The sequence below is a fragment of the Streptomyces verrucosisporus genome (assembly GCF_017114865.1).
Taxonomy (GTDB): Bacteria; Actinomycetota; Actinomycetes; order Streptomycetales; family Streptomycetaceae; genus Streptomyces; species Streptomyces fenghuangensis.
In genome coordinates this window covers 38010-64471 of record NZ_JADEYH010000004.1, presented here as the reverse complement: position 1 = coordinate 64471, position 26462 = coordinate 38010, and the positions used below count along the sequence as shown (strand labels likewise).

The 26462-nt window shown below is 74.4% G+C and carries 23 protein-coding genes and 1 pseudogene; 11 read left to right on the top strand and 13 right to left on the bottom strand.

The window, feature by feature from the left end:
* Positions 1-35 precede the first annotated feature (35 nt).
* From IQ279_RS07555 to IQ279_RS07545, 3 genes and pseudogenes are all read left to right on the top strand, one after another.
* Entirely contained in the window at positions 36-1892 is a 1857-nt protein-coding gene (locus IQ279_RS07555) for a SpoIIE family protein phosphatase (protein WP_206347712.1), read from the top strand.
* A gap of 168 nt (positions 1893-2060) precedes the next feature.
* A pseudogene (locus IQ279_RS07550) lies at positions 2061-4590 on the top strand (molybdopterin oxidoreductase family protein).
* Entirely contained in the window at positions 4590-5063 is a 474-nt protein-coding gene (locus tag IQ279_RS07545) for a hypothetical protein (protein ID WP_206347566.1), read from the top strand. Before IQ279_RS07550 ends, IQ279_RS07545 begins: the two are co-directional and overlap by 1 nt.
* Positions 5064-5129: 66 nt before the next feature.
* Here the strand turns inward: IQ279_RS07545 and IQ279_RS07540 are convergent, their stop codons facing one another.
* From IQ279_RS07540 to paaI, 5 genes are all read right to left on the bottom strand, one after another.
* On the bottom strand, positions 5130-6161 hold the full coding sequence (locus IQ279_RS07540) for a cobalamin B12-binding domain-containing protein (protein WP_241027767.1): 1032 nt from the start codon (positions 6159-6161) through the stop codon (positions 5130-5132).
* Positions 6162-6190: 29 nt separating this feature from the next.
* Positions 6191-7894, bottom strand: a complete 1704-nt coding sequence (locus tag IQ279_RS28470) for a SpoIIE family protein phosphatase (protein ID WP_307792258.1) — start codon at positions 7892-7894, stop codon at positions 6191-6193.
* 200 nt (positions 7895-8094) lie between these two features.
* Entirely contained in the window at positions 8095-8580 is a 486-nt protein-coding gene (locus IQ279_RS07530) for an MSMEG_6728 family protein (protein WP_206347563.1), read from the bottom strand.
* 136 nt (positions 8581-8716) lie between these two features.
* Positions 8717-10075, bottom strand: a complete 1359-nt coding sequence (gene paaK, locus IQ279_RS07525; protein ID WP_206347562.1) for a phenylacetate--CoA ligase PaaK — start codon at positions 10073-10075, stop codon at positions 8717-8719.
* Positions 10072-10533, bottom strand: a complete 462-nt coding sequence (gene paaI, locus IQ279_RS07520) for a hydroxyphenylacetyl-CoA thioesterase PaaI (protein WP_206347561.1) — start codon at positions 10531-10533, stop codon at positions 10072-10074. The genes paaK and paaI overlap by 4 nt, the downstream gene beginning before the upstream one ends.
* A gap of 304 nt (positions 10534-10837) precedes the next feature.
* Here paaI and IQ279_RS07515 point away from each other — a divergent pair, with 304 nt between their 5' ends.
* The 3 genes from IQ279_RS07515 to IQ279_RS07505 all read left to right on the top strand — a co-directional run bounded on the left by IQ279_RS07515 (position 10838) and on the right by IQ279_RS07505 (position 15327).
* Positions 10838-11695: a 3-hydroxyacyl-CoA dehydrogenase family protein gene (locus IQ279_RS07515; RefSeq protein WP_206347560.1), complete on the top strand. Its 858-nt coding sequence runs from the start codon at positions 10838-10840 to the stop codon at positions 11693-11695.
* Positions 11696-11899: 204 nt separating this feature from the next.
* Positions 11900-13873 carry a hypothetical protein gene (locus IQ279_RS07510; RefSeq protein WP_206347559.1) on the top strand — a complete coding sequence of 658 codons (1974 nt, stop codon included), beginning with the start codon at positions 11900-11902 and terminating at the stop codon, positions 13871-13873.
* Between the two features lie 5 nt (positions 13874-13878).
* Complete coding sequence (locus tag IQ279_RS07505) at positions 13879-15327, top strand: type 1 periplasmic-binding domain-containing protein (protein ID WP_307792257.1); 1449 nt, start codon at positions 13879-13881, stop codon at positions 15325-15327.
* A gap of 47 nt (positions 15328-15374) precedes the next feature.
* Here IQ279_RS07505 and IQ279_RS07500 read toward each other — a convergent pair whose 3' ends face one another.
* From IQ279_RS07500 to IQ279_RS07485, 4 genes are all read right to left on the bottom strand, one after another.
* A complete protein-coding gene (locus tag IQ279_RS07500) occupies positions 15375-15776 on the bottom strand; it encodes an OsmC family protein (RefSeq protein WP_206347557.1) in 402 nt (133 codons plus the stop codon).
* A 100-nt stretch (positions 15777-15876) separates the two neighbouring features.
* Positions 15877-16287, bottom strand: a complete 411-nt coding sequence (locus tag IQ279_RS07495; protein ID WP_206347556.1) for an SRPBCC family protein — start codon at positions 16285-16287, stop codon at positions 15877-15879.
* A 91-nt stretch (positions 16288-16378) separates the two neighbouring features.
* The gene (locus IQ279_RS07490) at positions 16379-17725 is read right to left on the bottom strand and encodes a 6-phospho-beta-glucosidase (RefSeq protein ID WP_206347555.1); all 1347 of its coding nucleotides are present in this window, start codon (positions 17723-17725) and stop codon (positions 16379-16381) included.
* Between the two features lie 124 nt (positions 17726-17849).
* Positions 17850-18086, bottom strand: a complete 237-nt coding sequence (locus tag IQ279_RS07485) for a metallothionein (protein WP_206347554.1) — start codon at positions 18084-18086, stop codon at positions 17850-17852.
* A 286-nt stretch (positions 18087-18372) separates the two neighbouring features.
* Here IQ279_RS07485 and IQ279_RS07480 point away from each other — a divergent pair, with 286 nt between their 5' ends.
* From IQ279_RS07480 to IQ279_RS07465, 4 genes are all read left to right on the top strand, one after another.
* Entirely contained in the window at positions 18373-19707 is a 1335-nt protein-coding gene (locus IQ279_RS07480; RefSeq protein WP_206347553.1) for an MFS transporter, read from the top strand.
* A gap of 75 nt (positions 19708-19782) precedes the next feature.
* Positions 19783-20997, top strand: a complete 1215-nt coding sequence (locus tag IQ279_RS07475; protein ID WP_206347552.1) for an anhydro-N-acetylmuramic acid kinase — start codon at positions 19783-19785, stop codon at positions 20995-20997.
* Between the two features lie 12 nt (positions 20998-21009).
* Entirely contained in the window at positions 21010-21462 is a 453-nt protein-coding gene (locus IQ279_RS07470; protein WP_206347551.1) for an RrF2 family transcriptional regulator, read from the top strand.
* Positions 21463-21571: 109 nt separating this feature from the next.
* Entirely contained in the window at positions 21572-22762 is a 1191-nt protein-coding gene (locus IQ279_RS07465; protein ID WP_206347550.1) for a globin domain-containing protein, read from the top strand.
* Here IQ279_RS07465 and IQ279_RS07460 read toward each other — a convergent pair.
* On the bottom strand, positions 22662-23018 hold the full coding sequence (locus IQ279_RS07460; RefSeq protein ID WP_206347549.1) for a CGNR zinc finger domain-containing protein: 357 nt from the start codon (positions 23016-23018) through the stop codon (positions 22662-22664). The two genes, IQ279_RS07465 and IQ279_RS07460, sit on opposite strands and share 101 nt — an antisense overlap.
* 58 nt (positions 23019-23076) lie before the next feature.
* Positions 23077-23652 (bottom strand): CGNR zinc finger domain-containing protein, encoded by a 576-nt coding sequence (locus IQ279_RS07455; protein ID WP_206347548.1) that lies wholly within the window; start codon positions 23650-23652, stop codon positions 23077-23079.
* Positions 23653-23755: 103 nt separating this feature from the next.
* Between IQ279_RS07455 and IQ279_RS07450 the strand changes: the two genes are divergently transcribed.
* Positions 23756-24928, top strand: coding sequence for an epoxide hydrolase family protein (locus tag IQ279_RS07450; RefSeq protein WP_206347547.1), 1173 nt, complete (start codon positions 23756-23758; stop codon positions 24926-24928).
* A 39-nt stretch (positions 24929-24967) separates the two neighbouring features.
* Here IQ279_RS07450 and IQ279_RS07445 read toward each other — a convergent pair whose 3' ends face one another.
* On the bottom strand, positions 24968-25621 hold the full coding sequence (locus IQ279_RS07445; protein WP_206347546.1) for a phosphoribosyltransferase: 654 nt from the start codon (positions 25619-25621) through the stop codon (positions 24968-24970).
* A 92-nt stretch (positions 25622-25713) separates the two neighbouring features.
* Complete coding sequence (locus tag IQ279_RS07440) at positions 25714-26376, bottom strand: dienelactone hydrolase family protein (RefSeq protein ID WP_206347545.1); 663 nt, start codon at positions 26374-26376, stop codon at positions 25714-25716.
* Positions 26377-26462 lie beyond the last annotated feature (86 nt).

The window sequence follows — 26462 nt, the reverse complement described above, 5'->3', positions numbered from 1 at the left end:
TGAGGGGCAGTGGGACCACCAGGGACGGCGGGGCGATGAGCGGGGCCGACCGGACAGGGGAGCCCGGTGTCCTGCGCGCGGTCTTCGACGGCCTGGGCGCGGGCGTCTACGCCACGGACGCCACCGGCCGCCTGATCGCCGCCAATCCCCGGGCCGAGCGGATGGTGGCGCGGCCCGCGGCGCGGATGCTGGGCCACGACATGCACGACCTGCTGCACCGCGACGCGGACGGGCGGCGGATCCCCCGGGAGGACTGCCGGATGCTCCAGGTCCTCGCCGACGGCCGCCCCCGCGAGGGGGGTGACGTGTACCTGCTGCGGGGCGACGGCACCACCCTCCCGGTCATCTGGTCGGCCGCCCCGCTGGAGCTGCCGGGGGAGCCGCACGGCCTGGTCCTCGCCTTCCACGACTTCAGCGTGCGCAGCGCCGCCGAGCGGCAGACGGCCGCCTACCTTCAGGCGCTGGAGGCCCTGACCACCCGGCTGACCGTGGTGTCGGAGGTCTCCTCCGTCCTCATCTCCAGCCTGGACATCCCCCGGGTGCTCCGGAAACTGGGCCGGATGCTGGTGCCGGACCTGGCCGACTGGACGGCGGTGGACGTGTTCACCGGGCAGCCGGACGAGATCCGGCGCATCGCCGTGCACAGCGCCGCGGACCCGGAGGCGGCCGGGGAACTGGAGGGGCTCCTGCCGCCGCTGGCGGAGTCCGCGGGCGCGGATCTGGTGCGCGCCCTGCGCGGCGCGGGGACGGTCTCACTGGACGCCGCGGACCTCGCGCGCCAACCCGACACCCCCCTCACGGCGGCCCACCGACGGCTGTTCGACCGGCTCGGCGGGCACAGCGCGGTGGTGGTGCCGCTGCACAGCCGCCGCCGGGTCTTCGGCGCCTTCACCGCGGCGCGCACCGGTGACTCGCCCCCGTACACCGAGGACGAGATGACGATGCTCGCGGACATCGGCCGCAGGGCCGGACTGGCCATGGACAACGCCAGCCTCTTCGACCAGCAGAGGCACGTCGCCGAGACCATGCAGCGCCAGCTGCTGACCCCGCTGCCCCAGGTGGACCATCTGCGGATGGCCGCCCGCTACCGGCCCGCCCAGGTGGCGGCCGAGATCGGCGGGGACTGGTACGACGCCTTCCTGCTGGAGGACGGCGTCACCACGATGGTCATCGGGGACGTGGTGGGCCACGACCTCCAGGCAGCCGCCCACATGGCCGAGGTCCGCAACATGCTGCGCGCCCTGGCCTGGGACCGCAGGGAGCACCCCAGCCTGATCATGCGCCGTCTGGACGAGGCGATGACCAACACCAGCGACGCCCCCATGGCCACCGTGGTCTTCGCCCGGATCGAGGGCCGCGAGGGCGGACCCTGGAGGCTGCACTGGGTCAACGCCGGGCACCCCCCGCCATTGCTGGTCGAGCCCGGCGGCGGTACCCGCTTCCTGGATGCCGGCCACGGCCCCCTGCTGGGTATGAGCGCGACCCTGAACCTGGGGCTGCACTGGCCCGACGCATACGAGGACCTGCCGCCGGAGGCGACGGTGGTGTTCTACACCGACGGCCTGGTGGAGAGCCGCACCAGGCCGATCGACACCGGCATGGAGCTGCTGTGCCGCCACGCCTCCGCCCTGGCCCGCCACGGTCTGGAGGAGTTCTGCGACGAGCTGCTGGAGCGCCTGGACCCCCGCGGCGACGACGTCGCCCTGCTGGCCCTGCGGCTGCCGCGGTACGGGGAGGGAGCCCCCGGAGACCGCACCCCGCCGCCGTCGCGCGGTGAACCGGCGTACAGCCCGGCGGACCCCTCCAGGTCGGCCCCGGGTGCCGAGGCGCTGGACGCGGAGGAGGTCTTCACACGGGCGCCCCACGGAACCGACCGGCCGCCGCTGCCCTGAGAACCGCTGCCCGGGAGTCCGAAGACCCCGGGAGGACCGGCCCCCCGGCGGTACGCCGACCGCCCGCGCGCCGGAGGGAAGACGCCCTCCGGCGCGCATTTCCGCCGCCGCCCGGGGTACCGCGTGGCACGGCACGCACGGCCGGGAACAGGCAGGGAGAGGAAGCGCATGGACCGGATCGCCGACATCTGGGGACCCCGCACCCCGCACGCCAGGGGAACGGTGTGGCCCGCCCGGGTCGACCGCCATCTGGAGAAGGGGGTGGCTGAGGAGGACGTCGAGCGCTGGGTGCGCTCCGCCTGTGTGCTGTGCAGCAACGGCTGCGGCTGCGAGATCGCCGTCAAGGACGGGCGCATGGTCGGGGTGCGCGGGGTGGCGACCGACGTGGTCAACCACGGGCGGCTGGGCCCCAAGGGGCTGTACGGGAGCTGGTCCTGGGCCAACAGCGCCGACCGGCTCACCCGGCCCCTGGTGCGCGAGAACGGCCGCCTGGTCGAGACCGACTGGGAGACCGCGATGGGCCGGATCGCGGAGGTCTCCCGGCGGCTGCTGGCGGAGAAGGGCCCGCTCTCCCACGGCTTCTACACCTCCGGCCAGCTCTTCCTGGAGGAGTACTACACCCTGGCCGTGATCGGGAAGGCCGGCCTGGGCACCCCCCACATGGACGGCAACACCCGGCTGTGCACGGCCACCAGCGCCGCCGCCTTCAAGGAGTCCTTCGGCACCGACGGGCAGCCCGGCTCCTACACCGACATCGAGCACTGCGACGCGCTCTTCCTCTTCGGCCACAACATGCCCGAGACCCAGACGGTGCTGTGGGCGCGCGTGCTGGACCGCACCCGCGCCGACGACCCGCCGAAGGTGGTGTGCGTGGACCCGCGCCGCACCAAGGTCGCCGAGGAGGCGGAGCGCACCGGCGGCGTCCACCTCGCGCCCCGGGTCGGCACCAACATGGCCCTGATGAACGGCCTGGCCCGAGAACTCTTCGCAGGCGGCCGGGTGGACGAGGAGTGGGTGGGGCGCCACACCCTGGGCGTGGAGGAGCTGCGCGGGACGGTGGAGCCCTACACGCCCGAGGAGACCGCCCGGATCTGCGGCGTGGACGCCGAGGACGTACGGCGCGCGGCACGGATCTTCGGGGAGAGCGAACGGGTGCTGTCCACCGTGCTGCAGGGCTTCTACCAGTCGCACCAGGCCACCGCCGCCGCCGTGGCCGTGCACAACCTGCATCTGCTGCGCGGCATGATCGGCCGCCCGGGCGCCGGCGTCCTCCAGATGAACGGCCAGCCCACCGCCCAGAACACCCGCGAGTGCGGCGCCGACGGAGACCTGCCCGGCTTCCGGAACTGGAGCAACCCCGCGCACGTCCGCGAGCTGGCGAAGCTGTGGAACGTCGACGAACTGACGATTCCGCACTGGGCCCCGCCCACCCACGCCATGCAGATCTTCCGCTACGCCGAGCAGGGCTCCGTCGGACTGCTGTGGATCTCGGCCACCAACCCGGTGGTCTCCATGCCCGAGTCGTCCCGCGTCCGGAGGATCCTCGGCGGCGAGAAGTGCTTCGCGGTCGTCCAGGACCTCTTCCTCACCGAGACCGCCGAACTGGCCGACGTGGTGCTGCCCGCGGCCGGCTGGGGCGAGAAGACCGGCTGCTACACCAACGTCAACCGCACCGTGCACCTGTCGGAGAAGGCCGTCGAACCTCCCGGCGAGGCCAGGAGCGACCTGGACATCTTCCTGATGTACGCCGACGCCATGGACTTCCGCGACTCCGACGGCGCCCCGCTGGTCAAGTGGCGCACCCCCGAGGAGGCGTTCGACGCCTGGCGCGAGTGCAGCCGCGGCCGTCCCTGCGACTACAGTGGCCTGTCCTACGACAGGCTGCGCGGCCCCACCGGCATCCCCTGGCCCTGCACCGAGGAGCACCCCGACGGCACCGACCGGCTGTACGCGGACGGCGTGTTCAACACCGACCCCGAGTACTGCGAGACCTACGGTCACGACCTGCTCACCGGCGGCACGGTGACCCCCGTCGAGTACCGGGCCAAGGCCCCGGCGGGCCGCGCCTTCCTCAAGGGCGCGGCCTATGTGCCGCCCCACGAGGAACCCGGCGAGGAGTACCCGCTGCTGTACACCACCGGGCGCACCGTCTACCACTTCCACACCCGCACCAAGACCGGCCGCTCCCGCGAGCTGAACCGGGCCGCGCCCGACGCCTGGGCGGAGCTGTCCGCACCCGACGCGCGGCGGCTGGGGATCGCCGAGGGCGACCGGGCGCGGGTGGAGTCGCCGCGCGGGGCGATCGAGGTACGCGCCCGGATCGGGCATGTGCGGGAGGGCACGGTGTTCGCGCCCTTCCACTACGGCCGCTGGGACCCGGAGGAGGTGTCGCCCGACGGTGCGCCCCGACAGGCCAACGAACTGACCATGACCATCTGGGATCCGGTGTCCAAAGCAGCCGTACTTCAAGACGGCCGCCTGCCGGGTGACCAAGGTCGCCGACGGCGACGGCCCCGCTCCCGCGCCCACCACCACCGCCTCCGAGCCGGCCGGCGGCCCCGTACCGCCCACACGGGGCGGGCCGGAGGCGGACACCGCCGCCGAGCCCGCCCCCACCCCCGACTACCCGGGCGACCCCGCCACCGCCCCCGAGACCCCCGGCCACATCGCCGAGGCCGCCGCCCCAGGGAGGTCCTGATGCCCCGTCTGGCCGTCTACGTCGGTCTGCTCCACCGCAGCGAGCAGACCCTCGCCGAGGCCCTGCGCACCGTGGGGGAGGGGCACGCCGCGGAGGCCGACGTGTACCACGTCTGCGACACCCTGGCGAAGATGAGCGAGGAGCACGTCCGCCGCCTGGAGCCCGTCGCCCGCCGCTACGGAGAGCAGGCCGCCGGCGAGGACGTCGAGGAGCCCGAGCGGCTGCACGCCGAGGGGCTCGCCGGGGTCCGCGAGGGGCCCGTCGGACTGCTGCGCGACCTCCAGGACCTGTACGTGCTGGGCACTCTCGTCCAGACGACCTGGACGGTCGTCGCCCAGGCGGCCCAGGGGGCGCGCGACCGCGAACTGCTGGAACTCGCCCACAGGTGCGAGGGCGAGACGGGACGCCAGCTGTCCTGGCTGAACACCCGGCTGAAGGCGGCGGCGCCCCAGGCGCTGCTGGTAGCGGGCTGACCGCACCCCGTCCCGACCTGGGCCGGTCCGACCAGGGCCTGGCCGGCTCCGCGCCCGCGGGGCGGATCACGAGGGCGGGGAGCGGAGTTCGCGGTCGAGCGCGCCCTGTGCCCGGGCGATGTACGCCGAGGCGCGTGGCAGCTCGCGGAAGGCGTCGGCCATGGCCTCCAGCACCGCGGACAGGGCGTCGACGGGCAGGTTCCGGGCGGTCATGATCCGGCCCGTCCACGCGGTGAAGCCCTCGAACAGCCCCGGATCGTCGACGTAGAGCGCGGCCGCCAGATACTCCACGACACGGTGGAGGTCCTCCACGGTGTACTCCCGCTGTCGTCCGGTGCACTCCTCCATCCGCGGGAACCGTTCGGACAGCACCGCCATGACCTCGTCGACGAGCCGCCCGCGGGTCTCGTCGACCAGGGCGTGCTCGCGGTCGGCCAGATGCGGCAGCGCCTCCTCGGCGGCCGGGGGCAGCTCGGACGGGGGCGCGATGCCCGCCGCGAGGCGCTCGGCCGCGCCGCGGGCGCTGCCGGCCCAGGCGTCGGCGCCCAGCAGGCGGGCGTAGCGGCCGTCCGGGCCGAACCCGGCGCCTCCCGCCAGCACGGGCACGCCGGCGGCCCGGCAGGCGGTGACGGCCGCGTGGGCGACGGGCAGCCGTACGGGCAGGGAGCACGACAGGGCCACCGCGTCCGGGCCGGTGGAGTGCAGATGGGACACCAGCTGCCGGGCGGACACATGGGCCCCGAGGAAGTCCACGTGCCAGCCGCGCAGTCGCAGCACCTCGGCGACCAGCCGGGCGGGCAGCGTGTGCCACTCGCTGTCGGCGCAGGCCACGGTGATCCGGCCGAGCCGGGCGGGGACCCGTGCCGCCGGGTGGGCGGCGACCGCGGTGACGGCGCGGTCGCTGACGGCGGTGGCCGCGTGCTCCTGCGCGACGGTGAGCCGGTTCTCCGCCCAGCGCACGCCGACCCGCCGCTGCGCGGGCGCGATGACCTCCAGCAGGACGTCCTCGGGCGCGAAGCCCCGGTCCAGCGCCTCGGTGACCTGGGCGACGGCGGAGCGCTCGTCCGCGCTCTCCAGCGCCGTCCAGAAGCTCTCCATGCGGTTCCTCAGGGGTTTCGTCCTCCGGCTCATCGGTTGTCTCCCGAACTGACGTTCCTGCCCACCGCGCTCAGCGGGGTGCGGTGGGCCGCGGTGACGGCTACCAGCGCGATGTCGTCGTGCTCCCGGCCCGCCAGCCACTCGGAGGTGAGCATCCCGACGCGCTCGACGACGGCCTGGGCATGCAGGCCCGCGCAGGAGCCCAGCGCGTCGGCCAGGCGCTCCTCCCCGAACATCTCGCCGTAGGGCCCGCCCCTGGCCTCGGTGACTCCGTCGGAGTACAGCAGGCAGGTCTCCCCGGGCAGCAGGGTGGTGGAGCAGGTGGCCGCGGTCGCCTCCGGCAGCACGCCGATCAGCGTGCCCGAGGTGCGGGCGGCCTCCACCCTCCCGTCGTGCCGCAGGATCAGCGGCGGCGGATGCCCGGCCGAGGTCAGCCGCAGGGCGACCCGGCCGGTGCCGGGTTCGGGGCCGCCGAAGGAGGCGAGCACCAGGGTGACGAACCGGTCCTGGGGGCCGCTCAGCAGCGTGCTGTTGAGCAGGTCCAGCAGCCGTACGTGGTCGGACTCGACCAGCCGAAGCGCCGCGAGCGTGTTGCGGACCTTCCCCGTCAGGACGGCCGCCTCCGGGCCCTTGCCGGCCACGTCGCCGAGCACGACGTCGGTCTCCTGGCCGGGCCCGTCGGCCGGGTGTACGTCGTAGAAGTCGCCGCCGACGCTCTGGGCGCTCTGGGCGGGCCGGTAGGCCCCGGCCAGTTCCACGCCCTCCGGGTGCGGCAGCGCGGGCGGCAGCAGCTCGCGCTGGAGCACGGCGACGGTGGCGACCTGCTCCGCGTAGAGCGCGGCGGACGAGATCGCCGCACCGGCGCGGGCGGCGAAGATCCGGGTCACGGTGTCGTCCTCCGGATCGGCGTCCTCGCCGCCGGCACGGCGCAGCAGCACCATCGCCCCGGCGATCTCGCCGCTGCCCGGCAGCGGGACGACCACCGGCGGGGCCGGGCGGCCGAACCCCTCGGGCAGCAGCCACGCGGGGACCAGGCCGGGATCGACCGACCGGAAGGACACCGGGGGGAAGCCCTCCAGGGCCTCGGCCAGCCCCGGCATCTCCTCCGGGGAGGCGGACAGGGTCTCCTCCTCCAGCCGCCCGTCGGAGACCGCCCGGGTCACCTCCGGGCGGCGGTCCCGCGACAGGCGGACCACGACGGCGGCGTCGGCGAGGTGGCCGGCCGCCAGCCGGGCGGTCGTCACCACGCACCTGCGCGGGTTGAGCGAGGACTGGAGCCGGGCGGAGGCCCGGGCCAGGAAGGCGGTGCTCTCCCGTTCCGAGCGCAGCGACCGCTCGACGTCCTCCCGGCCGGTGATGTCGGTCAGCCACCAGGCGGTGTGCCCGTCCGGCAGGGGGGCGGCGTGCGCGGTGAAGACGCGCCCCCCAAGGGATCCGTGCGCCGCCGTGGCCGCCTCGGCCGTTCCGGCCGGCTCGGCCGCCTCGGTGTCCGGCCCTTCGTGCCCGGCGTGTTCGTCCCGCGCGGCGGAGACAAGCCAGCCCGGCGCCACTCCTGTGTCCAGCACGACCCCGGGGGTGAGGCCGGGCAGCAGGGCACGCGCCGCGGCGTTCACCAGCGACACCCGCCCCTGCCGGTCCACCGCGACCACCGGAGCCGGCGCCGATTCGACCGTCTGCCCGGCCAGGGCGCGGGAGCCCCCGGAGACGTCTGGAAAGCGAGGAGGGTTGCTCACGGAAGAACGGGGGCACGGCACCCGGGGTGCTCCGCCCGGTCCCCCCCTTCGACGGTCGGCGCGGATGGACGGTTGCTCTCTGCCAAGATTCTCGCGGAGGAGGCGAGGGGCGCAAACCCGTCCCACCGCGCCCCGTGCGCACCGGCCCGCACGGGCCCCGATCGCATCCATCCCTCCCCCGTACCCCCGGGGCCGGGACCTCACCCCGGCTCCTCGGCGGAGGGGCCGCGGTCCGAGGCGGGCCACACGTACGGCAGATCGTCCGGCACGCCGGGGAACAGGGGCGCGTAGTGGTCGGGGTCCTTGCGCACCAGGGAGGAGCGGTGGCTGCGGTGGAAGGAGGGATCGCCCAGCCAGGGCGGCAGCTCGCCGGCCGCCTCCAGTTCCTCCTGGGAGCGGGGGACGGCGATGCCGGTCGCGTGCCGCAGATCCGTCAGCATGGTGGCCTCGCAGGTGTCGGCGCGTCCCGCCAGCCGCCAGTGGCGGCAGATCTCCATGCCGTAGCGGACCAGCGCCTCCTCGTACCCCGTCCACATGCGCACGGCCGGGTGCCGGGCCCAGCCGTAGCCGGGCACGGTCAGGGCACGCAGCACCTGCAGGGCCTCCACCCGCTGCTTCCCCAGCCGCCGTGCGTCGAGCACCCGGGCGGTCCCGGCGAAGCCGGCGAGCGGCAGGAACGTCTGCACGGTGTCCCATCCATCCCTTGCGTCCCCCTCGGTGCGGACTGCGATCATCGCAGTCCGCACCGCTTGCCGCAGTCGGGAGGCGGCCGACCGGGTGCCCGCCCGGCAGGCCCCGGGCCTCGGCCCGGGGCCTGCCGGATCAGTCCTCGCGGGCGTCGACGACGCGGCGGATCTTGCCCACCGACCGCTCCAGGGTCTCCGGATCGACGACGTCGACGCCGACGGTGATGCCGACACCGTCCTTGACGCCCTGGGCGATGGCCGCCGCCGCGGCCGCGCGCCGCTCGGGCCCGGCGCCCGGCCGGGCCTCGACACGTACGGTCATGTGGTCCATCCGGCCCCGGCGGGTGAGCCGTATCTGGAAGTGCGGGGCGACGCCGGGGACCCGTAGCAGGATCTCCTCGATCTGGGTGGGGAAGACGTTTACCCCGCGCAGGATGATCATGTCGTCGCAGCGGCCGGTGACCTTCTCCATGCGGCGGAAGGCGGGGCGCGCGGTGCCCGGCAGCAGCCGCGTCAGGTCACGGGTGCGGTAGCGGACGACCGGCAGGGCCTGCTTGGTCAGTGAGGTGAACACCAGTTCGCCCTCCTCGCCGTCGGGGAGCACCTCGCCGGTGAGCGGGTCCACGACCTCCGGGTAGAAGTGGTCCTCCCAGATGTGCAGCCCGTCCTTGGTCTCCACGCACTCCTGCGCGACGCCGGGTCCCATCACCTCCGACAGCCCGTAGATGTCCACCGCGTGCAGCCCGGCGCGCTCCTCGATCTCGCGGCGCATCCCCTCCGTCCACGGCTCGGCGCCGAAGATCCCGACCTCCAGGGAGGAGTCGCGCGGATCGACGCCCTGCCGCTCGAACTCGTCGAGGAGGGCGAGCATGTAGGAGGGCGTCACCATGATGATCTCGGGCCGGAGGTCCAGGATCAGCCGCACCTGGCGGGCCGTCATGCCGCCGGAGGCCGGGATGACGGTGCAGCCCGCCCGCTCGGCCCCGTAGTGCGCGCCGAGCCCGCCGGTGAACAGCCCGTAGCCGTAGGCGACGTGCACCCTGTGCCCGGGACGGCCGCCGGCGGCCCTGATGGAGCGGGCGACGACGTCCGCCCACACATCGAGGTCTTCCTCGGTGTAACCGACCACGGTGGGGCGCCCGGTGGTTCCGCTGGAGGCGTGCAGCCTGCGCACCCGCGACATCGGGACGGCGAACATGCCGTAGGGGTAGGTGTCGCGCAGATCGGCCTTGGTGGTGAACGGGAAGCGGGCGAGGTCCGCCAGGGAGCGGCAGTCCTCCGGTGTGACGCCCGCCGCCCCGAAGGCGCGCCGGTAGTGCTCCACGTTGTCGTACGCGTGCCGCAGGGTGGAGCGGAGCCGGTCGAGCTGGAGGGCGCGCAGCTCCTCGCGGTCCATCCGCTCGGCCGCGTCCAGCGAGGCGAGGGCGGGGGCCCGGCCGAGCCTCGGGGCCGGGACGAGGGCCGGGTGCGGGGGAGGGGCCGTGCCGTCGCTCATGACGCCTCCATACCCGCCGGGGCACCGCTTCCGCCCGCGCCGCGCTCGCCGACGGTGCGGCTGCGTCCGCGGAACTCGGCGATCACCCGGCCGTCCGCCTCCCGCCGGACGGTGACGTCGTAGACACCGCTGCGGCCGAAGCGGGCGCGCTCCTCGGCGACGGCCAGCAGCACGTCGCCCTCGTGGGCGGGAGCGGTGAAGACGACGTCCGCGCCGGCCGCCACGGTCACCGGGCCGCGGCTGTTGCAGGCGCAGGCGAACGCGGTGTCGGCGAGCGTGAACAGAAAGCCGCCGTGGGCGACGCCGTGGCCGTTCACCATGCGCGCGGTCACCGGCATCCGCACCGCCGCCGCACCGTCGCCGGCCCGGAGCAGCTCCATGCCCAGGCCCCGGGAGGCCCGGTCGGCGGCGAACATCCGCTGGGCGGGGCCCTGTCCGGCCTCCGTGAGCTGCGTCATGCGCCTCCACCACTCCAGTCGTGGACCGTCATGGGCCTTCGGGGCCGCCGTGCGGTATCGCGGGCCCGCTCCGCAGCCCTTGAGGCCGACCGACCATTCGGTTAGCTTTGCGGCGATGCCAGGTAAACCGACACCCGGACCGCCTGTCAAGGGACGGGACGTCCACCGGTACGGTCGCCCTGCCCCCGGGCACACGCCCCGGCGCTCGCGGCGGCACGAGTGCGCGCGGACGGGCACCGGGGCGCGTCGGAAACGACGGACACGGTGGGCACGGCAGCGGACGCGACAGACACGAGGAGAGCTCATGGCAGCGGCACCGGGAACCGTCGGCGTGGTGGGCGGTGGGCGGATGGGCGCGGGTATCGCGCAGTCCTTCGCGACGGCCGGCTCGGCCGTGGTCGTCGTGGAGAGCGGCGAGGAGGCCGCCGCGGCGGCCCTGGAGCGCGTCGCCACCGGTCTGCGCCGGGCCGCCGAGCGCGGCAGGCTGGAGGAGCCCGCCGAGCGGGTCCTGGCCCGCGTCACCACCGTCACCGCCGTGGAGGACCTGCCCGCCGGCGCCGATCTGGTCGTCGAGGCCGTTCCCGAGGACCCCGCCCTCAAGGCCCGGCTGCTCGCCGCCGCGGAGAAGGCCGTCGGCGAGTCGACGGTGCTGGCCACCAACACCAGTTCCCTGTCGGTCACCGAACTGGGCGCCGCGCTGGCCCGCCCCGAGCGGTTCCTGGGCATGCACTTCTTCAACCCCGTGCCCGCCTCCGCCCTGGTGGAGCTGGTCGTGGCCGGGCGGACCGCGGACGGCACCGTGCGGGCGGCCCTGGAATGGGTCCGGGCGCTGGGCAAGAAGGACGTCGTCGTCAGGGACTCGCCCGGCTTCGCCAGCAGCCGGCTGGGCGTGGCCCTCGGTCTGGAGGCGATCCGGATGGTCGAGGAGGGCGTCGCCGAGCCCGAGGCCATCGACGCCGCCATGAGCCTGGGCTACAAGCACCCGATGGGGCCGCTGCGGCTGACCGACCTCGTCGGCCTCGACGTGCGCCTGGCCATCGCCGAGTACCTCCACGGCACCCTGGGCGAGCGCTTCGCGCCGCCGAAGCTGCTGCGGGAGAAGGTCGCCCGCGGCGAGCTGGGCCGCAAGACCGGCCGCGGCTTCTACACCTGGGAGGACTGACACAGCCGGGAGCACCGGTCCGCCCGGGGCACCGGCCCGGGCGGACCGGTGCCCCGGTGCCCGCCGTGGAAGCCGGCGGGCGCCGCACCTCCCGCATCTCCCGCACTTCCCGCGGCGGGTGGTCGCTTTTCGTTGTCGCCCGTGCACCGAAGGTGGCATCCTCCTGTGTGCCGACGTTGGTTGTCACGGGGGAGGGCCGGTCGGATGGAGGATTCCCGCGCGGGAACGGGCATGCGGGGGCGCAACGGCATCCTGGCCCTCGTCGCCGAGTGCCTGGAACAGCCGCCCGGTACGGAGCGGCCGGTGACGATGCTGGTCGGCCCGCGGGGAAGCGGGGCCAGCGAGGCGCACGGCGCCGTCATGGGCCGCTTCGGCCCGGAACACCCCTTCGCCTACCTCAACTTCGCCGCGGACCAGGCACTGCTGCCCCGCTACGCCCTCGCCCTGATCGCCCGACAGCTGGAGCGCAGGCTGCCGCAGTACCGTGTCTCGCGCTTCCCCCGGCTCACCCTCGGGCTGCTCGCCTCGGACCGCGAGCTGCGGATGCCCGACCGCTCGCAGGGCCGGCGCGCCGTCCAGCGGCAGCTCGAGGAGTTCCGGCGGCAGGCCGAGGACCGGCACGGCGACTACCTCTCCGCCTTCCTGGAGGTCGCCGGCAGCGCGCTGGGCGCGCCCAACGGCGCCCCCGCGGTGGTCGCGGCCCTCCTGCGGGACGCCGCCGCGCGCGGTGGTCGCAGACTGCCGGGGAGGATCTTCGCCGGCGCCCCGCAGTGGTTCGGCGACCACCCGCTGGTGCCTTCCCGGGACCCCTGGGACGCCCTGCTGGAGCTCAACGTGTGGCGGCACAGCGGCAGCGAGCAGGAGAAGAGGATCCTCGACCGCGTCCTGTTCGCCGCCTTCCTCGACGACCTCCGCCACGACACCACCCGCTGGTTCGCCCCCGGCTCCTATCTGCTGCTGCTGGACAACTGCCACACCGACCAGGGGCGGCTGTTCCTGGAACTGCTCACCGGCGCCCGCCGCGACGCCGCCCTGACCGGCGCCGTCTGCGACCCCCTGACGGTGGTGGGCAGCTCCAACCGCTGGCTGGAGAACTGGGGTTCGTCCGCCGGGGACCAGTGGCCCTGGCGGCTGCGCGGCCCGGACCGGGCCGGTCTCGCCGACTGGCGCGAGCGCCGTCCGGCCCACGACAGCGACGACTCCTGGTGGTACCCCCTGCGGCTGCGCGACCTGACGCTCGACGAGGTGCGCACCGGCATCGAGCTGGCCTCGCCCCGCCACTCCGGCCTCGCCCCCTTCGTGTACCGGCTGACGCGCGGCCTGCCGGTGGCGGTACGGCAGGTGATGGACGTCCTGGACCTGACCAACACGCCCCGCCGGGGCAGCGGCGAGTTCGACCTGTGGCTGCGCTCCCTGCCCGGCCGGAGGATGCGCCGGGCGCCGCACGACACCCTGGCCGACGCGGCGCTGGACCACCTTCTGGAGGACTTCCCGCAGGCCCAGCGCGAAGCGCTGGTGCGGTGCGCGGCTGCCCGAGACCTGTCCATGGGCAGCAGGGTCCTCGGTGCGGTGAGCCCGGGCGGCGCCGGCGAGTCGCTGTTCAACGAGGTGCGCTCGCGCTGGCTGCTGGAACCCGGGCACGCGCAGCCGCGCCTGCACCCGTGGCTGCGCAGGCTGCTGCTGTGGCGGCTGGCAGCCGACCCCGGCGAGTGGGACACCGTCCACGAGCTGATGGCGGACCACTTCGAGGCGGAGGGCCGGCCCGAGGAGACGATGTACCACCGGCTGGCGGCGCACCGCGTCGAGGACGTGGTGGAACAGATGGCGGTCCGCTTCCGCGAGTTGGGCGCCGCACGCTGGGTCCGGCTGTTCAACGCGGTCACTTGCGCGCCCAACCGGCTGCCCGCCGACCGCTCGCCGCTGGAACTGCTGGGAGAGCTCGCCCCCGAGGCGCCCACCCGTTCGATCACCGACGTCTCGGTGATCCGGGGGCTGGTCTGCGCGCGCTGGCTGTGGAGCGACCCGCTCGGCGACCCCGGGCTGCGGCTGAACAGCGTGATAGCGGCCAAGTACGACCGGCTGTCCGAACTGAGGGGGAGTGAGATCGTGGCCCTGTACGACGAGGCCGAGCGCTACCGGCACTGGCGCCATCCGCTGACGCTCGCGGACGAGGGGTGATGGGCGTGGCCGGACGCCGGATCTCCCTGCTTACCGTCAAACGCTCCGTCACCGCCGCCGTGGTGCTGGCCGTCCTGGCCGGGGTGTCGCTGTTCGTCCACGACTGGTACGTCCACCGCGACGACCTGTGCGCGCAGGGCGTGACGAGGATGGAGGAGCCGAGGGCGGAGTGCGTCGGGACCACCGACGGCTCGTACGTCTTCGCCGAGCACCTGGCCGCGGTGAGCGGGAGGATCGAGAAGGCGAACCGGGACGTCACCGCGGGGGACGGGAAGTACGTCACCGTGGCGTACATGACCTCCGTCACGGTCGACGAGAACGACAGCAACCCCGAGGAGTCGGTGCGGCACGAGCTCCAGGGCGCCCATCTGGCGCAGCAGCGGCACAACGAGCGCTTCACCCCGAAGATCAGGCTGCTGATCGCCAACACCGGCAGCGGCTCCGCGCACTGGCGGCACACCGTCGACGGGCTGATCGGGCTCAGGGACGGCGGCGAGCCGCTGGTGGCGGTCACCGGCCTGGGGCCGAGCACGGACCGCAACCTGACCGCCCTCAGGAGGCTGTCCGACGCGGGCCTGGCGACGGTGGCCAGCACGATGACCGCCACCGGCATCGGCGGGATGGAGGGCTTCGTCCGCGTCGCCCCCACCAACGTCGACGAGGCCAGGGCGGCGGCCCGGTACCTCAGACAGAAGAAGATCCGCAAGGCCATGGTGGTCCAGGACGTGGCGGAGGGAAACCTGTACGCCGACACCCTGGGCGACGCCTTCACCGAGGAGTTCCCCCGGGGAGGCGGGGAGTACGAACTGATGGCCGAGCGCAAGCAGTTCGACTCCTCCCTGGGCGACAGCTGGAGGAACGAACTGCAGATCCTGTCGAACCAGCTGTGCTACCACGAGCCCGAAGCCGTCTACTTCGCCGGGAGGGGGCGGCATCTCACCCACTTCCTCGACGCGCTGGCCGAGCGGTTCTGCACCGACTGGGACTTCATCGTGATGACCGGCGACGACACCACCAACCTCACCGACGAGCAGGTCAGAAAGGCCGCCGACAGCGGGGTGCAGGTCTACTACACCGGGCTGGCCCACCCGGAGATGTGGAAGGACGAACCGGACGGCGCCCCCGGAGCGGTGCAGGCGGCCTTCCGGAAGGGCGGCGTGCTGGAGCAGTGGTTCGGCAGGGAGCGGCACATCGACGGCCAGGCGATGATGGCGCACGACGCGGTGCTGACCGCGGCCCGTGGCGCGCAGATGGCGAGCAGGGGGACGCGCGTCACCGGCCGGGCGGTCGGCAGGATGTTCCAGCTCATAGAGGACGGCGATCGGATCAAGGGGGCGAGCGGCACGCTGACGTTCGAGGAGAACGGTGACGTGCGCGACAAGGCGGTGCCGATCCTGAAGCTCGCCTCCAACGGCGACCCGGTCTTCGTCACGGTCCTCTCGCCCCGCGGCTGAGGTGAGGGGCGGCGCGGTGCGGGAGAAGCGGCCCGGGGCCCGGCCCGTCAGGCCGGCGGCGGGTCCAGCCGGTCGCCGAGCGGGCAGATGCGCAGGGCCTGCTCGATGACACGACTGCGCCGGTCCCCCTCGGCGGTGGGCAGCGAGACGTCGGCGGTGGCGTCGAAGCGGTAGTGCTGGGCGCCGCTGTCGTTGAGCCGGACGCGGGCGGTCACCTCGCTGCCGGAGGGATCCACACCGGTCTCGGTGGCCGCGATGACCAGCGCCTGGTGCAGGCAGGTGGCCAGCGCGGCCGCGTACAGCTGCTCGGGGTCGTACCCGTGCCCGCTGCCGCCCAGCTCGCTGGGGGCGCCGACCGGGAGGCCGGCCCTCCCGGAGACGTCCACCCGGCCGGTGCCGTGCAGGGAGCGGGCCTGGGCGGTGTACAGATCCTGTTGGGTTGGGGCCATGGGGAAGGTCTACCCGTGCGCTCCGGTGGAAGGCGCCCCCGAACGCGTGACGCCCCGCGGGGGGCGGCCCGCTTCCCCCGGGCCCGTGCCGGGCCCCGGGTCAGCCCGCGTCCTCGGTGCGCATCCGCACCTCCTCGGCCAGCCTCTCCAGGCTCCGGTCGAGGGAGGTGTCGATCTCCTCCCGGGAGGGCGCGTGGCTCTCGTCGAAGAAGGACAGGTGCACGGTCACCTCGCTGGCCCCGCTGCCGATGCCCGCCACCTGCAGCCAGCCGGCGTACGTGCCCTCGTCGCGGGTGCCCCACTCCGCCCGCAGCTGCTCGGGCCGGGTGCGGAACAGGGCCCGGACGTCGTGCCCGGTGCGGTCCTCGTGCACGGTCACGGCCGGGGGGTCCTCCACATGGGCGTGGAGGTCCGACGGAAGCCAGCGGTCCAGCCGCCCCAGGTCGCTGATCTGGTCGAAGACCAGCTCGGGCAGGGCGGGCATGGTTCGGGAACGCTCGTACTCGCTCACCGGATCTCACTTTCGGGGTCGTACGGCATCGGACCCGGCGCCGGGTACCCCCGCCCCGGCCGGGCATCCCCGCGTCCTTCGGCCGGTCCGGTCAGCTGAACCCGCCCGCCGCGTCCAGGATCCGCCCGGCGACCCCCACCGAGTCCACCAGCGGGTGCAGCGCCAGCGCCCGCAGCGCCGCCCGGCGCGACCCGGTGCGCGCCGCCTCGATCGCGGCCCGCTCCACGGCCTTGAGCGTGAGCATCAGCCCGAGCTGGTCGGCCGCCACGGCACCGGCCGCCAGCGGGTGCGCGCCGGAGGCGTCGACCAGGCACGGCACCTCGACCACCGCGTCGCCGTCCAGCGCGGGGACGGCGCCGCGGCCGGGGACGTTCAGGATCAGCGTGGTGCGCTCGTCCCGGGCGATCGCCCGCATCAGGGCCAGCGCCACCCGGTCGTAGCCCCCGCCCTCCAGGTCGCAGCTGTCGCGCTCCCAGCCGCCGGAGGCCTCGCGGCTCTCGGCCAGATAGGTCTCCTCGCGCTCACGGCGGGTGCGCTCCCACTCGCCGTACGCCTGCGCGGGGTCGTCCGGCCGCGCCGGCTCGTAGAAGCGGGACTGCTGGCCGCGCAGGAACTCGCCGCGCGTCTGCCGGGCCCCGCGGACGGCGGCCACCGCCTCGCGGTTGAAGTAGTAGTGGTGCAGGTACTCGTTGGGCAGCGCGCCCAGCGTCCGCAGCCAGTCGGCGCCGAACAGCCTGCCCTCCTCGAAGGAGGCGAGCGCGACCGGGTCGGCCAGCAGCTCGGGCAGCCGGTCGCGGCCGTCCACCGTGAGGCGGCGCAGCCAGCCCAGGTGGTTCAGGCCCACGTAGTCGTAGCCGGCGTGGTCCGGGTCGGCGCCCAGGGCGCGCGCGGCGCGGCGGCACAGCCCGACGGGCGAGTCGCAGATGCCGATGACGCGTTCGCCCAGACCGCGCTCGCGCAGGACGGCGGCCATCGCCTCGGTCACCATCCCCGCGGGGTTGGTGAAGTTGATGGTCCACGCCCCGGGGGCGAGTTCGGCGATCCGCTCGGCGACGCGCACGGCCACCGGCAGGGTGCGCAGGCCGTACAGCACTCCGCCCGCGCCCACCGTCTCCTGCCCCAGCACCCCCTCGGCCAGCGGGATCCGCTCGTCGCGCACCCGGCCGTCCAGCCCTCCGACCCGGATGGCGGAGAAGACGAAGTCGGCGCCGCGCAGCGCGTCGTCGAGGTCGGTGGTGGCGCGCAGCGCGGGGGCCGGGCCGGTGTGCCGCCCGCGCTGGTGGGCGAGGACCGCGCCGATCGCGTCCAGCCGGGCGCGGTCGGTGTCGTACAGGACGAGTTCGGTGACACGGCCGGCCCGGTCCCCTGCGTCCTCCAGCAGCGCCCGGTGCACCAGCGGCACCCGGAACCCGCCGCCGCCCAGCACGGTGAGCCTCATGCCCGGCCACCTCCGCAAGCCGCTCCCGGCACGGTCCGCGGCACGGTCGTCACGACGTCATGTCTCACGCCGTCACGGTCTCATACCGGCCCCGCGCCGGGGTACGGGCCGGCCGCCGGGCCACTCAGCCGTGGTCGACCAGTTCCACGTGCCCCTGCGTCCGCGCGCAGTGGGCGGAGCAGAAGAACCGCCCGTCCGCCGACTGCGAGCCGTGGCCCAGGATGCGGCACTGGCAGTTCTCGCAGATGGGCGCCATCCGGTGCGCCGCGCACTCCAGGCTGTCGAAGACGTGGACGGCGCCCGCCGCGTGCACCTCGAAGGCCATCTCGTAGTCGTTGCCGCACACCTCGCACACGCTCATGACATGTGTCCCTTCCGCCGGTCGTCCGCTGGGTGGGTCAGCGGCAAGGATGGCGTCGGGCGCCCGGCGGATCCCTCCGCGACGCGGCGGCCGGGCTCCGACCGGCGCACCGCCACCACCCGCCCGGCCGACGCGCCGGGGCGTCGTGACACGCTCGATGTGACGTGCTCCCGACAATACGGTCCGGGTTCCGGACATCTCCTCTCCGCCGGCGGGGCATGACTGGCCGTGACACCCACGGCGGGGCCCGGCAGGGCGCGCACCGACGGACCGGGAGGACGGGACGATGACGGCGACCGCGGAGGCCAGGGACGGCGAGGCCGGAAACGGGAAAGGCGCGCCGCCCGCGTCACGGCGCGCGCTGGTGGCGGGATCGGTCGGCAACTTCATCGAGTGGTACGAGTTCGGGGTCTACGGGTACTTCGCGACGATCATCGCCGCGCGGTTCTTCACCCCCGAGGGCGCGAGCGACGTCGAGGCCCTGGTGAAGACCTACGCCTCCTTCGCGCTGGCCTTCTTCTTCCGCCCGGTGGGCGCGGCCCTGTTCGGCCGGATCGGCGACCGGATCGGCCGCCGCCCCACCCTGATCCTGGTGGTCTCGCTGATGACCGCAGCCACGGCGGCCATCGGCCTGCTGCCGACGTACGCCACCGTGGGCGCGGCCGCGCCGTGGCTGCTCACCCTCGCCCGCGTCCTCCAGGGGCTGTCGGCGGGTGGGGAGTTCGGCGGTGCGGTGTCGGTGATGACGGAGTTCGCGCCGCCCGGCCGGCGCGGGCTGTACGGGGCCTGGCAGTCGTTCACGGTGGCGCTCGGCCTGCTCGCCGGCGCCGGCCTGGCCGCCCTGCTGGCCACGGTGCTGGACGAGGCGGCCCTCCACGAGTGGGGCTGGCGGCTGCCGTTCCTGCTGGCCGTGCCGATGGGGCTGGCCGCGCTGTGGCTGCGGCTGCGGCTGGAGGAGACGCCCTCCTTCCGCCGGGCGTCCGGCGCGAAGTCCGCCCCCGCCGTGGCCTCCCCGCCGTCCGCCACCGCGACCCGGCGGGCCATCGGGCTGGGGGTCGGCCGCCTGATGGGCTGGTCCGCGGCCGGATACACCTTCCTCGTCGTGATGCCCTCCTACCTCCAGAGCACCCTGGGGGCCTCCTTCCAGCAGGCGCTGCTGGCCACGGTCGTGGCCAACGCGGGCTTCGCGCTGGCCATCCTCCCCGCCGGGGCGCTCAGTGACCGGATCGGACGGCGGGCCGTGATGGTCGCGGGCACCGTCGCGCTGATCGCCCTCGCCTTCCCCCTGCTCGACCTCCTCCAGGACCCGGACGCCTCCCCGGCGGCCAGGGCGGCGGCGGTGTTCGCCGCCGGCGCGGCGGTGGGGCTGCTGGCCGGGCCCGGTCCGGCGATGCTCGCCGAGATGTTCCCCACCACCGTCCGCTACACGGGGCTGGGGCTGGCGTACTCGCTGTCCAACGCGGTGTTCTCCGGCTCGGCCGGACTCATCATCACCGAGCTGATCAAGCGCACCGGCAACGCCGACATCCCCGCGCTGTACGTGGTGGCCGTCTGCGCGGTGGGCCTGCCGGCGCTGCTCGCGCTGCGCGGCGACGACCACCGGCGCGCGCTGCGGGACTGACCGGGCACGGACGGCGCGTGCGGTGCGGACGGCGCGCACCGGCGAGGACGGCACGAGGATACGGAGGGCACGGGCATGAGGGTGATCGGGCTGATGTCGGGGACGTCCTGCGACGCGATCGACGCGGCGGCGGCCGACCTGGAGATCGAGGGCGACGAGGTCGTCCTGACCCCGCTGGGCGACCTCGAATGCGCCTTCCCCGGCGGTCTGCGCCGCGAACTGCTCGCGGCGCTCCCGCCGTCGTCCACCACCATGGCGGCGGTCTGCCGGCTCGACACCCTCCTCGGGCAGGCCCTCGCGGTGGCGGCCGACCGTGCCGATCGCGAACTGTGCTTTGAGGCAGCGGAGTTGGTCGTCTCCCACGGGCAGACCGTCTACCACTGGACGGAGGACGGCCGGGTGCGCGGCACCCTCCAGCTCGGCCGGCCCGCCTGGATCGCCGAGCGCACCGGCCGCACGGTCGTCTCCGACCTGCGCCCGCGAGACGTGGCCGCCGGAGGGCAGGGCGCGCCGCTGGTGAGCGCCCTGGACGTGATGTGGCTGCGCGGTCGGCCGGGGACGCCCGTCGCCCTCAACCTGGGCGGCATCGCCAACATCACGGTGGCGCATGGGGCGCGAGGCCCGCTGGCGTACGACACCGGGCCCGCCAACGTGCTGCTCGACACGGCCGTGCGGGAGCTGACCGGGGGGCGCGCCGACCACGACACGGACGGCGCGCTGGCCGCCGCGGGCGCCGTCTGCCGGCCACTGCTGGACGGACTGCTGGCCGAGCCGTACTACGCCCGGCCCGCGCCGAAGACCACCGGCCGGGAGCTGTTCAACGCGGCCTATCTGCGCACCGTCCTGGCCGGCTTCGGGCATCTTCCGGCCGAGGACGTGCTGGCCACCCTCACCGAGCTGACGGCCCGCACCGTCGCCGACGCCGTACGGGCGGCCGGCGGCACCGAGGTGATCGCCTCGGGCGGCGGCACCCGCAACCCCGCACTGCTGGCCCGGCTCGCCCGCGCCCTGGACGGGATCCCGGTTCGCGTGTCCGACGGGCTCGGTCTGCCCTCCGGCGCCAAGGAGGCGTATGCCTTCGCGCTGCTGGGCTTCCTCACGGCCCTCGGTCTGCCCGGCACCGTCCCGGCCTGCACCGGCGCGCGCCACGCCCGGGTGCTGGGGTCCATCACACCTGGCCTGGGCGGACCGCTGCCGCGGCCCTGGGACGGTCCGGCGCCCGTACGGCTCCGTGTGGCCCGGACCGGACCTTCACACGACCCCCAAATTCGCATCACTGATGCGCATTGATATCTTCATGGCATGCGGCTGACGAAGTTCACCGATCTGGCCCTGCGCGTGGTGATGCGCCTGGCGGTGATGGACGAGGGCGAGGTCCCCACCTCCCGGGAGGTCGCCGAGTCGGTGGCCGCGCCTTACACGCACGTGTCCAAGGTGGTGAGCCGTCTCCAGCACATGGGGGTGCTGGAGGCCCGGCGGGGCAGGGGCGGCGGACTGGAGCTGACCGCCGCCGGCCGGGAGGCCTCCGTGGGCCGGCTCGTCCGGCGACTGGAGGGTGCCGGTGACGTGGTGGGCTGCGAGGATCCGTCCGCGCCGTGCCCGCTGCGCGGCGCGTGCCGCCTGCGGTCCGCACTGTACGAGGCCCAGGAGGCCTTTTACGCGACGCTCGACCCGCTGACGGTGCGGGACCTGGTGGGAGGGGCGTCGGGGCCCGTGGTGCTCCGCCTGCTCGCCGGCCCGCCGTCCCCCACGTAGCCGCCCGGCCCGACCCGTATCCGACCCGGCCGCGAACCGAACGAGGTGCCGTGGAGTGGTTCCGCGCGCCCTGAAACTCGCATCTCGAATGCGAATTAAGGAGACAGTGATGCTGTCCGAGAAGTCCACCGCCGTCGTACGCGCCACCCTGCCGGCCATCGGAGCCGCCATCGGCGACATCACCCCGGTCTTCTACCGCGGGATGTTCGCCGCCCACCCCGAGCTGCTGCGCGACCTTTTCAACCGGGGCAACCAGGCCAACGGCACCCAGAGCCGCGCACTGGCCGGCTCCATCGCCGTCTTCGCCACCATGCTGCTGGAGCACCCCGGCCGGCGCCCCGACGCGATGCTGGCCCGCATCGCCCACAAGCACGCGGCCCTGGGCATCACCGCCGACCAGTACACGATCGTCCACCGCCATCTGTTCGACGCCATCGCCGAGGTCCTGGGCGAGGCGGTCACCCCCGAGGTGGCCGAGGCGTGGGACGAGGTGTACTGGCTGATGGCCGGGGCCCTGATCGCCGTGGAGGCGCGGCTGTACGCCGCGAGCGGCGTCGGTGACGGGGACGTGTGGCGGCCCTGGAAGGTGGTCGGCCGCATGGAGGAGACCGCCGAGGTGGCGACCTTCATGCTCCGGCCGGCCGACGACGGCCCCGTGCCGCCCTTCCGGCCGGGGCAGTACGTCTCCGTCCAGGTCGCCCTGCCCGACGGGGCGCGGCAGATCCGCCAGTACAGCCTCTCCTGCGCCCCCGACGGTGACGACCGCTGGATATCGGTCAAGCGCGTCGGCGGCGACCCGGCCGGCGAGGTCTCCAACTGGCTGCACGAGAACGTCCGCGAGGGCGATGTGCTCACCGTCGGCGCGCCCTTCGGCGACGTGGCGCTGGACGACGGCGACGGCCCGCTCCTGCTCGCCTCGGCGGGCATCGGCTGCACCCCGATGGTCAGCATGCTGGCCCATCTGGCCGCCACCGGCTCCCCGCGCCGCACCACCGTGGTGCACGGCGACCGCACCGAGTCCTCCCACGCCTTCCGCGAGCAGACGCGGCTGCTGACCGCCAAGCTGCCCGACGCCGCCCTCCACGTCTGGTACGAGCACCCCGAGGGCCGGTGGCCGGCCGAGCGCACCGGACTGGTGGACCTGTCCGGCGTCGAGATCCCGGAGGACGTCCGCGCCTACCTGTGCGGGCCGGTGCCGTTCATGCGCTCGGTGCGCACCCAGCTGCTGGAGCGCGGCGTCCCCGCCTCCCGTATCCACTACGAGTCCTTCGGACCCGACCTCGGCCTCGACGCCGGCTGAGCCCCCGGGGCGCGCGGCGGGGTCGCCCCGCTCTGCGGCGGGCGCGGTAGGCGTTGACCTTGGCCCGGTTGCCGCATTCCGCCATCTGGCACCAGGTGCCGGAGCGGTTCTTGGAATGATCGTGGAACGCCCACTGGCAGTCCTCGGAAGGGCAGACCTTCAGCCGGCGCCAGGTGCCGTCGAAGGCCGCGTGCCCGGCGATGGCGAGGCAGCGGCCGAGCGCTCCGGTGACACCGGCGGTGGTGTCGGGGCGCACCCGGCGCGACGGACGCGCCGCAGGAGCGGGGCTCGCCCGGGCGCGCCGAGCGGGGCGGTCACTCCGCCGATCCGGAGCGCTCGCGCCGGCCGGCGTTGAAGCGTGCTTTCTTCTGGCGGTTCCCGCACGTGTTCATGTCGCACCATCTGCGGGTGCGGCTCCGGCTGGTGTCGAAGAAGGCCGCCCGGCAGGTCGGTGACGCGCATAGGGCCAGCCTTCCGTCCCGCTCGCCCGCGATGATGTCGATCGCGTCGGCGGCGATCACGCCGAGGGCGTCCTCCATCTGGGGGCCCGGGCCGAGCCGCCACCGCCGCTCGCCCTCGGGCGTCAGGATCGCGGCGGCCCGGCCCTCCGCGCTGCGGTCGTTGATGACTTCGACGGCGGATGCGGGGAGGGCGTCGTGGAGCGCGGCCGCTGTCGCGGCGGCGTGAATCGACTCCCTCAACTCCCGGGCGAGGTCGAACTGGGCGGTGGTGCAGGAGTCCGCGGCGAGGCCGTTCACCGCCAGCCAGTCGAGGAGCCGGTGCGGCGTGGGGATGCGCTCCACGGCGTTTCCGCGACGCTCCGTCAGGGTCGCCGTGAAGCTGGTCGCCAGCACGTTGCCGAGGCGGAAGTCGGGGAACCCAGCGCGCATGGAACCACCTTAGCCGGTTGCACGCCGAGATGACGGCGTGTTAGAACCGGCTTAGACGGTTCGCGATGATTCGTGGCCGGTCCTGCGACGGCCAGGAGGTCCCATGCCCCGCCCCACCCGCGACGTGCGGGTGTTCGAAGCCCGCGCGACCGACGCCGACCTCGACGATCTGCGTGCGCGACTGGCCGCGGCGCGACTGCCGGAGGCCGAGACGGTCCACCGCGCCGCGCCCGGTCCCCGCCGATGGGAACAGGGCGTTCCCCTCGCCGACCTCGTCGATGTCGTGGACTACTGGCGCACCGGGTACGACTGGCGGCCGTTCGAGGAGCGCCTCAACCGCATCGGCCAGTTCCGCACGGTCGTCGACGGTCTGGGAATCCACTTCCTGCACCGCCGGTCCACGCGTGCGGACGCCACCCCTGTGGTCCTGACGCACGGCTGGCCGGACAGCGTTGTCCGGTTCGTCGACGTGGTGGACGAACTGGCGGACCCGGAGGACGCGGACGCGCCGGCCTTCCACGTCGTGGTCCCGTCGCTGCCGGGCTTCGGTTACAGCGACAAGCCGACCGCCACCGGGTGGGGAACCGAGAGGATCGCGGCCGCATGGGTGGAGCTGATGGGAAGGCTCGGCTACGGCGGGTTCCTGGCCCACGGCGGAGACTGGGGAGGCAATATCACCACGGTTCTCGGCGGCAGGTTCCCGGCGCACGTCCTGGGCATCCACACGACGTTCGCGGAGGCGCCGCCCGGGCTGACGACGGACGGGCTGACGCCGGCCGAGCGCGGGTGGACCGAGGAAACCCGCGACTTCTGGCGCCACCGTGCGGCATACGCCAAACAGCAGGCGACCCGGCCGCAGACCATCGGCTACTCGCTCGTGGACTCGCCGGTCGGGCTCCTCGCCTGGATCCTCGACAAGTTCGCCGAGTGGTCGGACACCGAGGACAGCCCGTTCGAGACGATCTCCAGGGACCGCGTTCTCGACGACGTCACCCTCTACTGGCTGACACGGACCGGCGCGTCGGCGGCCCGCATCTACTACGAGAGCCACAACTCGCTCGACCCCGGACTCCGGGTCGACGTCCCGTCGGCGATCACCATGTACCCCCGTGACGTCGAGAAGTGTCCGCGTCCCTGGGCGCAGGAGCGGTACCGGCGGATCGTCCGGTGGCGGACGCCCGAAAGAGGGGGGCACTTCCCGTCGCTGGAGGTTCCCGGGTATTTCGCCGAGGACCTGCGGGAAGGCCTCGCGGCAGTGCTGGCCGCCAGTCGCTGAACGCGGCCCCAAGCCTGCGGCCCCGGGCCGCCGAGGCCCTCAGCGCGCGGCGGCCGAGGCCCTCAGGGCGGCGATCACCTCCTCGTCGCCGACCTGGTGGAAGTCCTCGTACCACTGTCCGACCCCCTGGAAGGACGGCGGCGTCTCCAGACACACCAGAAGGTCGGCCACCTGCTCCATCGCCGCGGCCGCCTGCACGGAGGAGACCGGGACGGCCAGGACCAGCGCCTCCGGCTCCATGACGCGGGCGGCGTGCAGCGCGGCGCGCGCGGTGACGCCGGTGGCCAGCCCGTCGTCGACGACGATCACCGAGCGGCCCCGCAGCTCCAGGGCGGGACGGCCGCCGCGGTACAGGCGCTCGCGGCGGCGCAGCTCCGCCCGCTCCCGCTCGACCTGCCCGGCCAGGTCCCCGGCCGTCAGGCCGAGCATCCGCAGGGACCGCTCGTCGAACAGCGGCGGTCCCTCGCCCGCTATGGCCCCGATGCCGAACTCCGGGTTGAACGGCGCGCCGATCTTGCGGGCGACCAGTACGTCCAGCGGCGCGTGCAGCGCGCGGGCGACCTCCTCGCCGACGGGTACGCCGCCCCGGGGGAGGGCCAGTACCAGCGGGTCGCCGATCTCCCCGGCGCGCTGGAGGTCCCGCAGCGGCTCGGCGAGCATCCGGCCCGCCTGCGTGCGGTCGTGGAAGCGCATGATTTGTCTCCCTTCGCTTCCCCGTGGCCCCGCCGCGCGGAGACCGGGTGCCGGGCGGCAGAGACCGGACGCCGGTGCGCCGGCGGGACCGTTCACCGGGGCACCGTCTGCCCGGCCATCCGGACGAACCAGTCGCGGGCCGCGGCGGCGGCCTGGTCGAGGGTGCCGGGCTCCTCGAACAGATGGGTGGCGCCGGGCACCACGTGCACCGTGCACGGGGCCGACAGCCGCGAGGCGGCCTGCTCGTTCAGCCGCAGCACCTCGTGGTCCTCGCCGCCGACGATCAGCAGGACGGGCGCGGTGACCCGGTCCAGTGCGCCGCCCGCGAGGTCGGGCCTGCCGCCCCGGGAGACCACGGCCCGCACCCGGTCGGGCTGCTCGGCCGCGGCCACCAGGGCCGCGGCGGCGCCGGTGCTGGCCCCGAACAGACCGATCGGCAGCCGGGCGGTGTCCGGGCGGCCGCCGAGCCAGTCGACGGCCGCCACCAGGCGCCGCGCGAGGAGGGGGATGTCGAAGCGGTACTCGGCGGTGACCGTGTCCGTCCGCTCCTCGTCCTCGGTGAGCAGGTCGAACAGGAGCGTGCCCAGCCCGGCGTCCTGCAGGACCCCGGCCACCGCACGGTTGCGCGGACTGTGCCGGGAGCTGCCGCTGCCGTGGGCGAAGGCCACGACGCCGCGTGCCCCGTCGGGCACGGTGAGGTCCCCGGTCAGTGCGGCTCCTCCGTCGGTCGGGATCCTCAGTGTCCGGGGAATCATCGGCCGCCTCCCGCGCTGTGGGGATCGGTGCGCCGCCGGGGTACCCGCCGGCCGCGGTGGTATGCGTCCGGGAGCGGGACGGGGGT

Bases quoted from the DNA above. Each gene is read 5' to 3' on its own strand.
- IQ279_RS07470 (WP_206347551.1), top strand. From the start codon at position 21,010: ATGCGGCTGACGAAGTTCACCGATCTGGCCCTGCGCGTGGTGATGCGC.
- IQ279_RS07515 (WP_206347560.1), top strand. From the start codon at position 10,838: ATGGCAGCGGCACCGGGAACCGTCGGCGTGGTGGGCGGTGGGCGGATG.
- IQ279_RS07450 (WP_206347547.1), top strand. From the start codon at position 23,756: ATGCCCCGCCCCACCCGCGACGTGCGGGTGTTCGAAGCCCGCGCGACC.
- IQ279_RS07485 (WP_206347554.1), bottom strand. From the start codon at position 18,086: ATGAGCGTGTGCGAGGTGTGCGGCAACGACTACGAGATGGCCTTCGAG.
- IQ279_RS07475 (WP_206347552.1), top strand. From the start codon at position 19,783: ATGAGGGTGATCGGGCTGATGTCGGGGACGTCCTGCGACGCGATCGAC.
- IQ279_RS07445 (WP_206347546.1), bottom strand. From the start codon at position 25,621: ATGCGCTTCCACGACCGCACGCAGGCGGGCCGGATGCTCGCCGAGCCG.
- IQ279_RS07490 (WP_206347555.1), bottom strand. From the start codon at position 17,725: ATGAGGCTCACCGTGCTGGGCGGCGGCGGGTTCCGGGTGCCGCTGGTG.
- paaK (WP_206347562.1), bottom strand. From the start codon at position 10,075: ATGAGCGACGGCACGGCCCCTCCCCCGCACCCGGCCCTCGTCCCGGCC.
- IQ279_RS07545 (WP_206347566.1), top strand. From the start codon at position 4,590: ATGCCCCGTCTGGCCGTCTACGTCGGTCTGCTCCACCGCAGCGAGCAG.
- IQ279_RS07480 (WP_206347553.1), top strand. From the start codon at position 18,373: ATGACGGCGACCGCGGAGGCCAGGGACGGCGAGGCCGGAAACGGGAAA.
- IQ279_RS07540 (WP_241027767.1), bottom strand. From the start codon at position 6,161: ATGGAGAGCTTCTGGACGGCGCTGGAGAGCGCGGACGAGCGCTCCGCC.
- IQ279_RS07510 (WP_206347559.1), top strand. From the start codon at position 11,900: ATGGAGGATTCCCGCGCGGGAACGGGCATGCGGGGGCGCAACGGCATC.
- IQ279_RS07465 (WP_206347550.1), top strand. From the start codon at position 21,572: ATGCTGTCCGAGAAGTCCACCGCCGTCGTACGCGCCACCCTGCCGGCC.
- IQ279_RS07440 (WP_206347545.1), bottom strand. From the start codon at position 26,376: ATGATTCCCCGGACACTGAGGATCCCGACCGACGGAGGAGCCGCACTG.
- IQ279_RS07455 (WP_206347548.1), bottom strand. From the start codon at position 23,652: ATGCGCGCTGGGTTCCCCGACTTCCGCCTCGGCAACGTGCTGGCGACC.
- IQ279_RS07555 (WP_206347712.1), top strand. From the start codon at position 36: ATGAGCGGGGCCGACCGGACAGGGGAGCCCGGTGTCCTGCGCGCGGTC.
- paaI (WP_206347561.1), bottom strand. From the start codon at position 10,533: ATGACGCAGCTCACGGAGGCCGGACAGGGCCCCGCCCAGCGGATGTTC.
- IQ279_RS07500 (WP_206347557.1), bottom strand. From the start codon at position 15,776: ATGGCCCCAACCCAACAGGATCTGTACACCGCCCAGGCCCGCTCCCTG.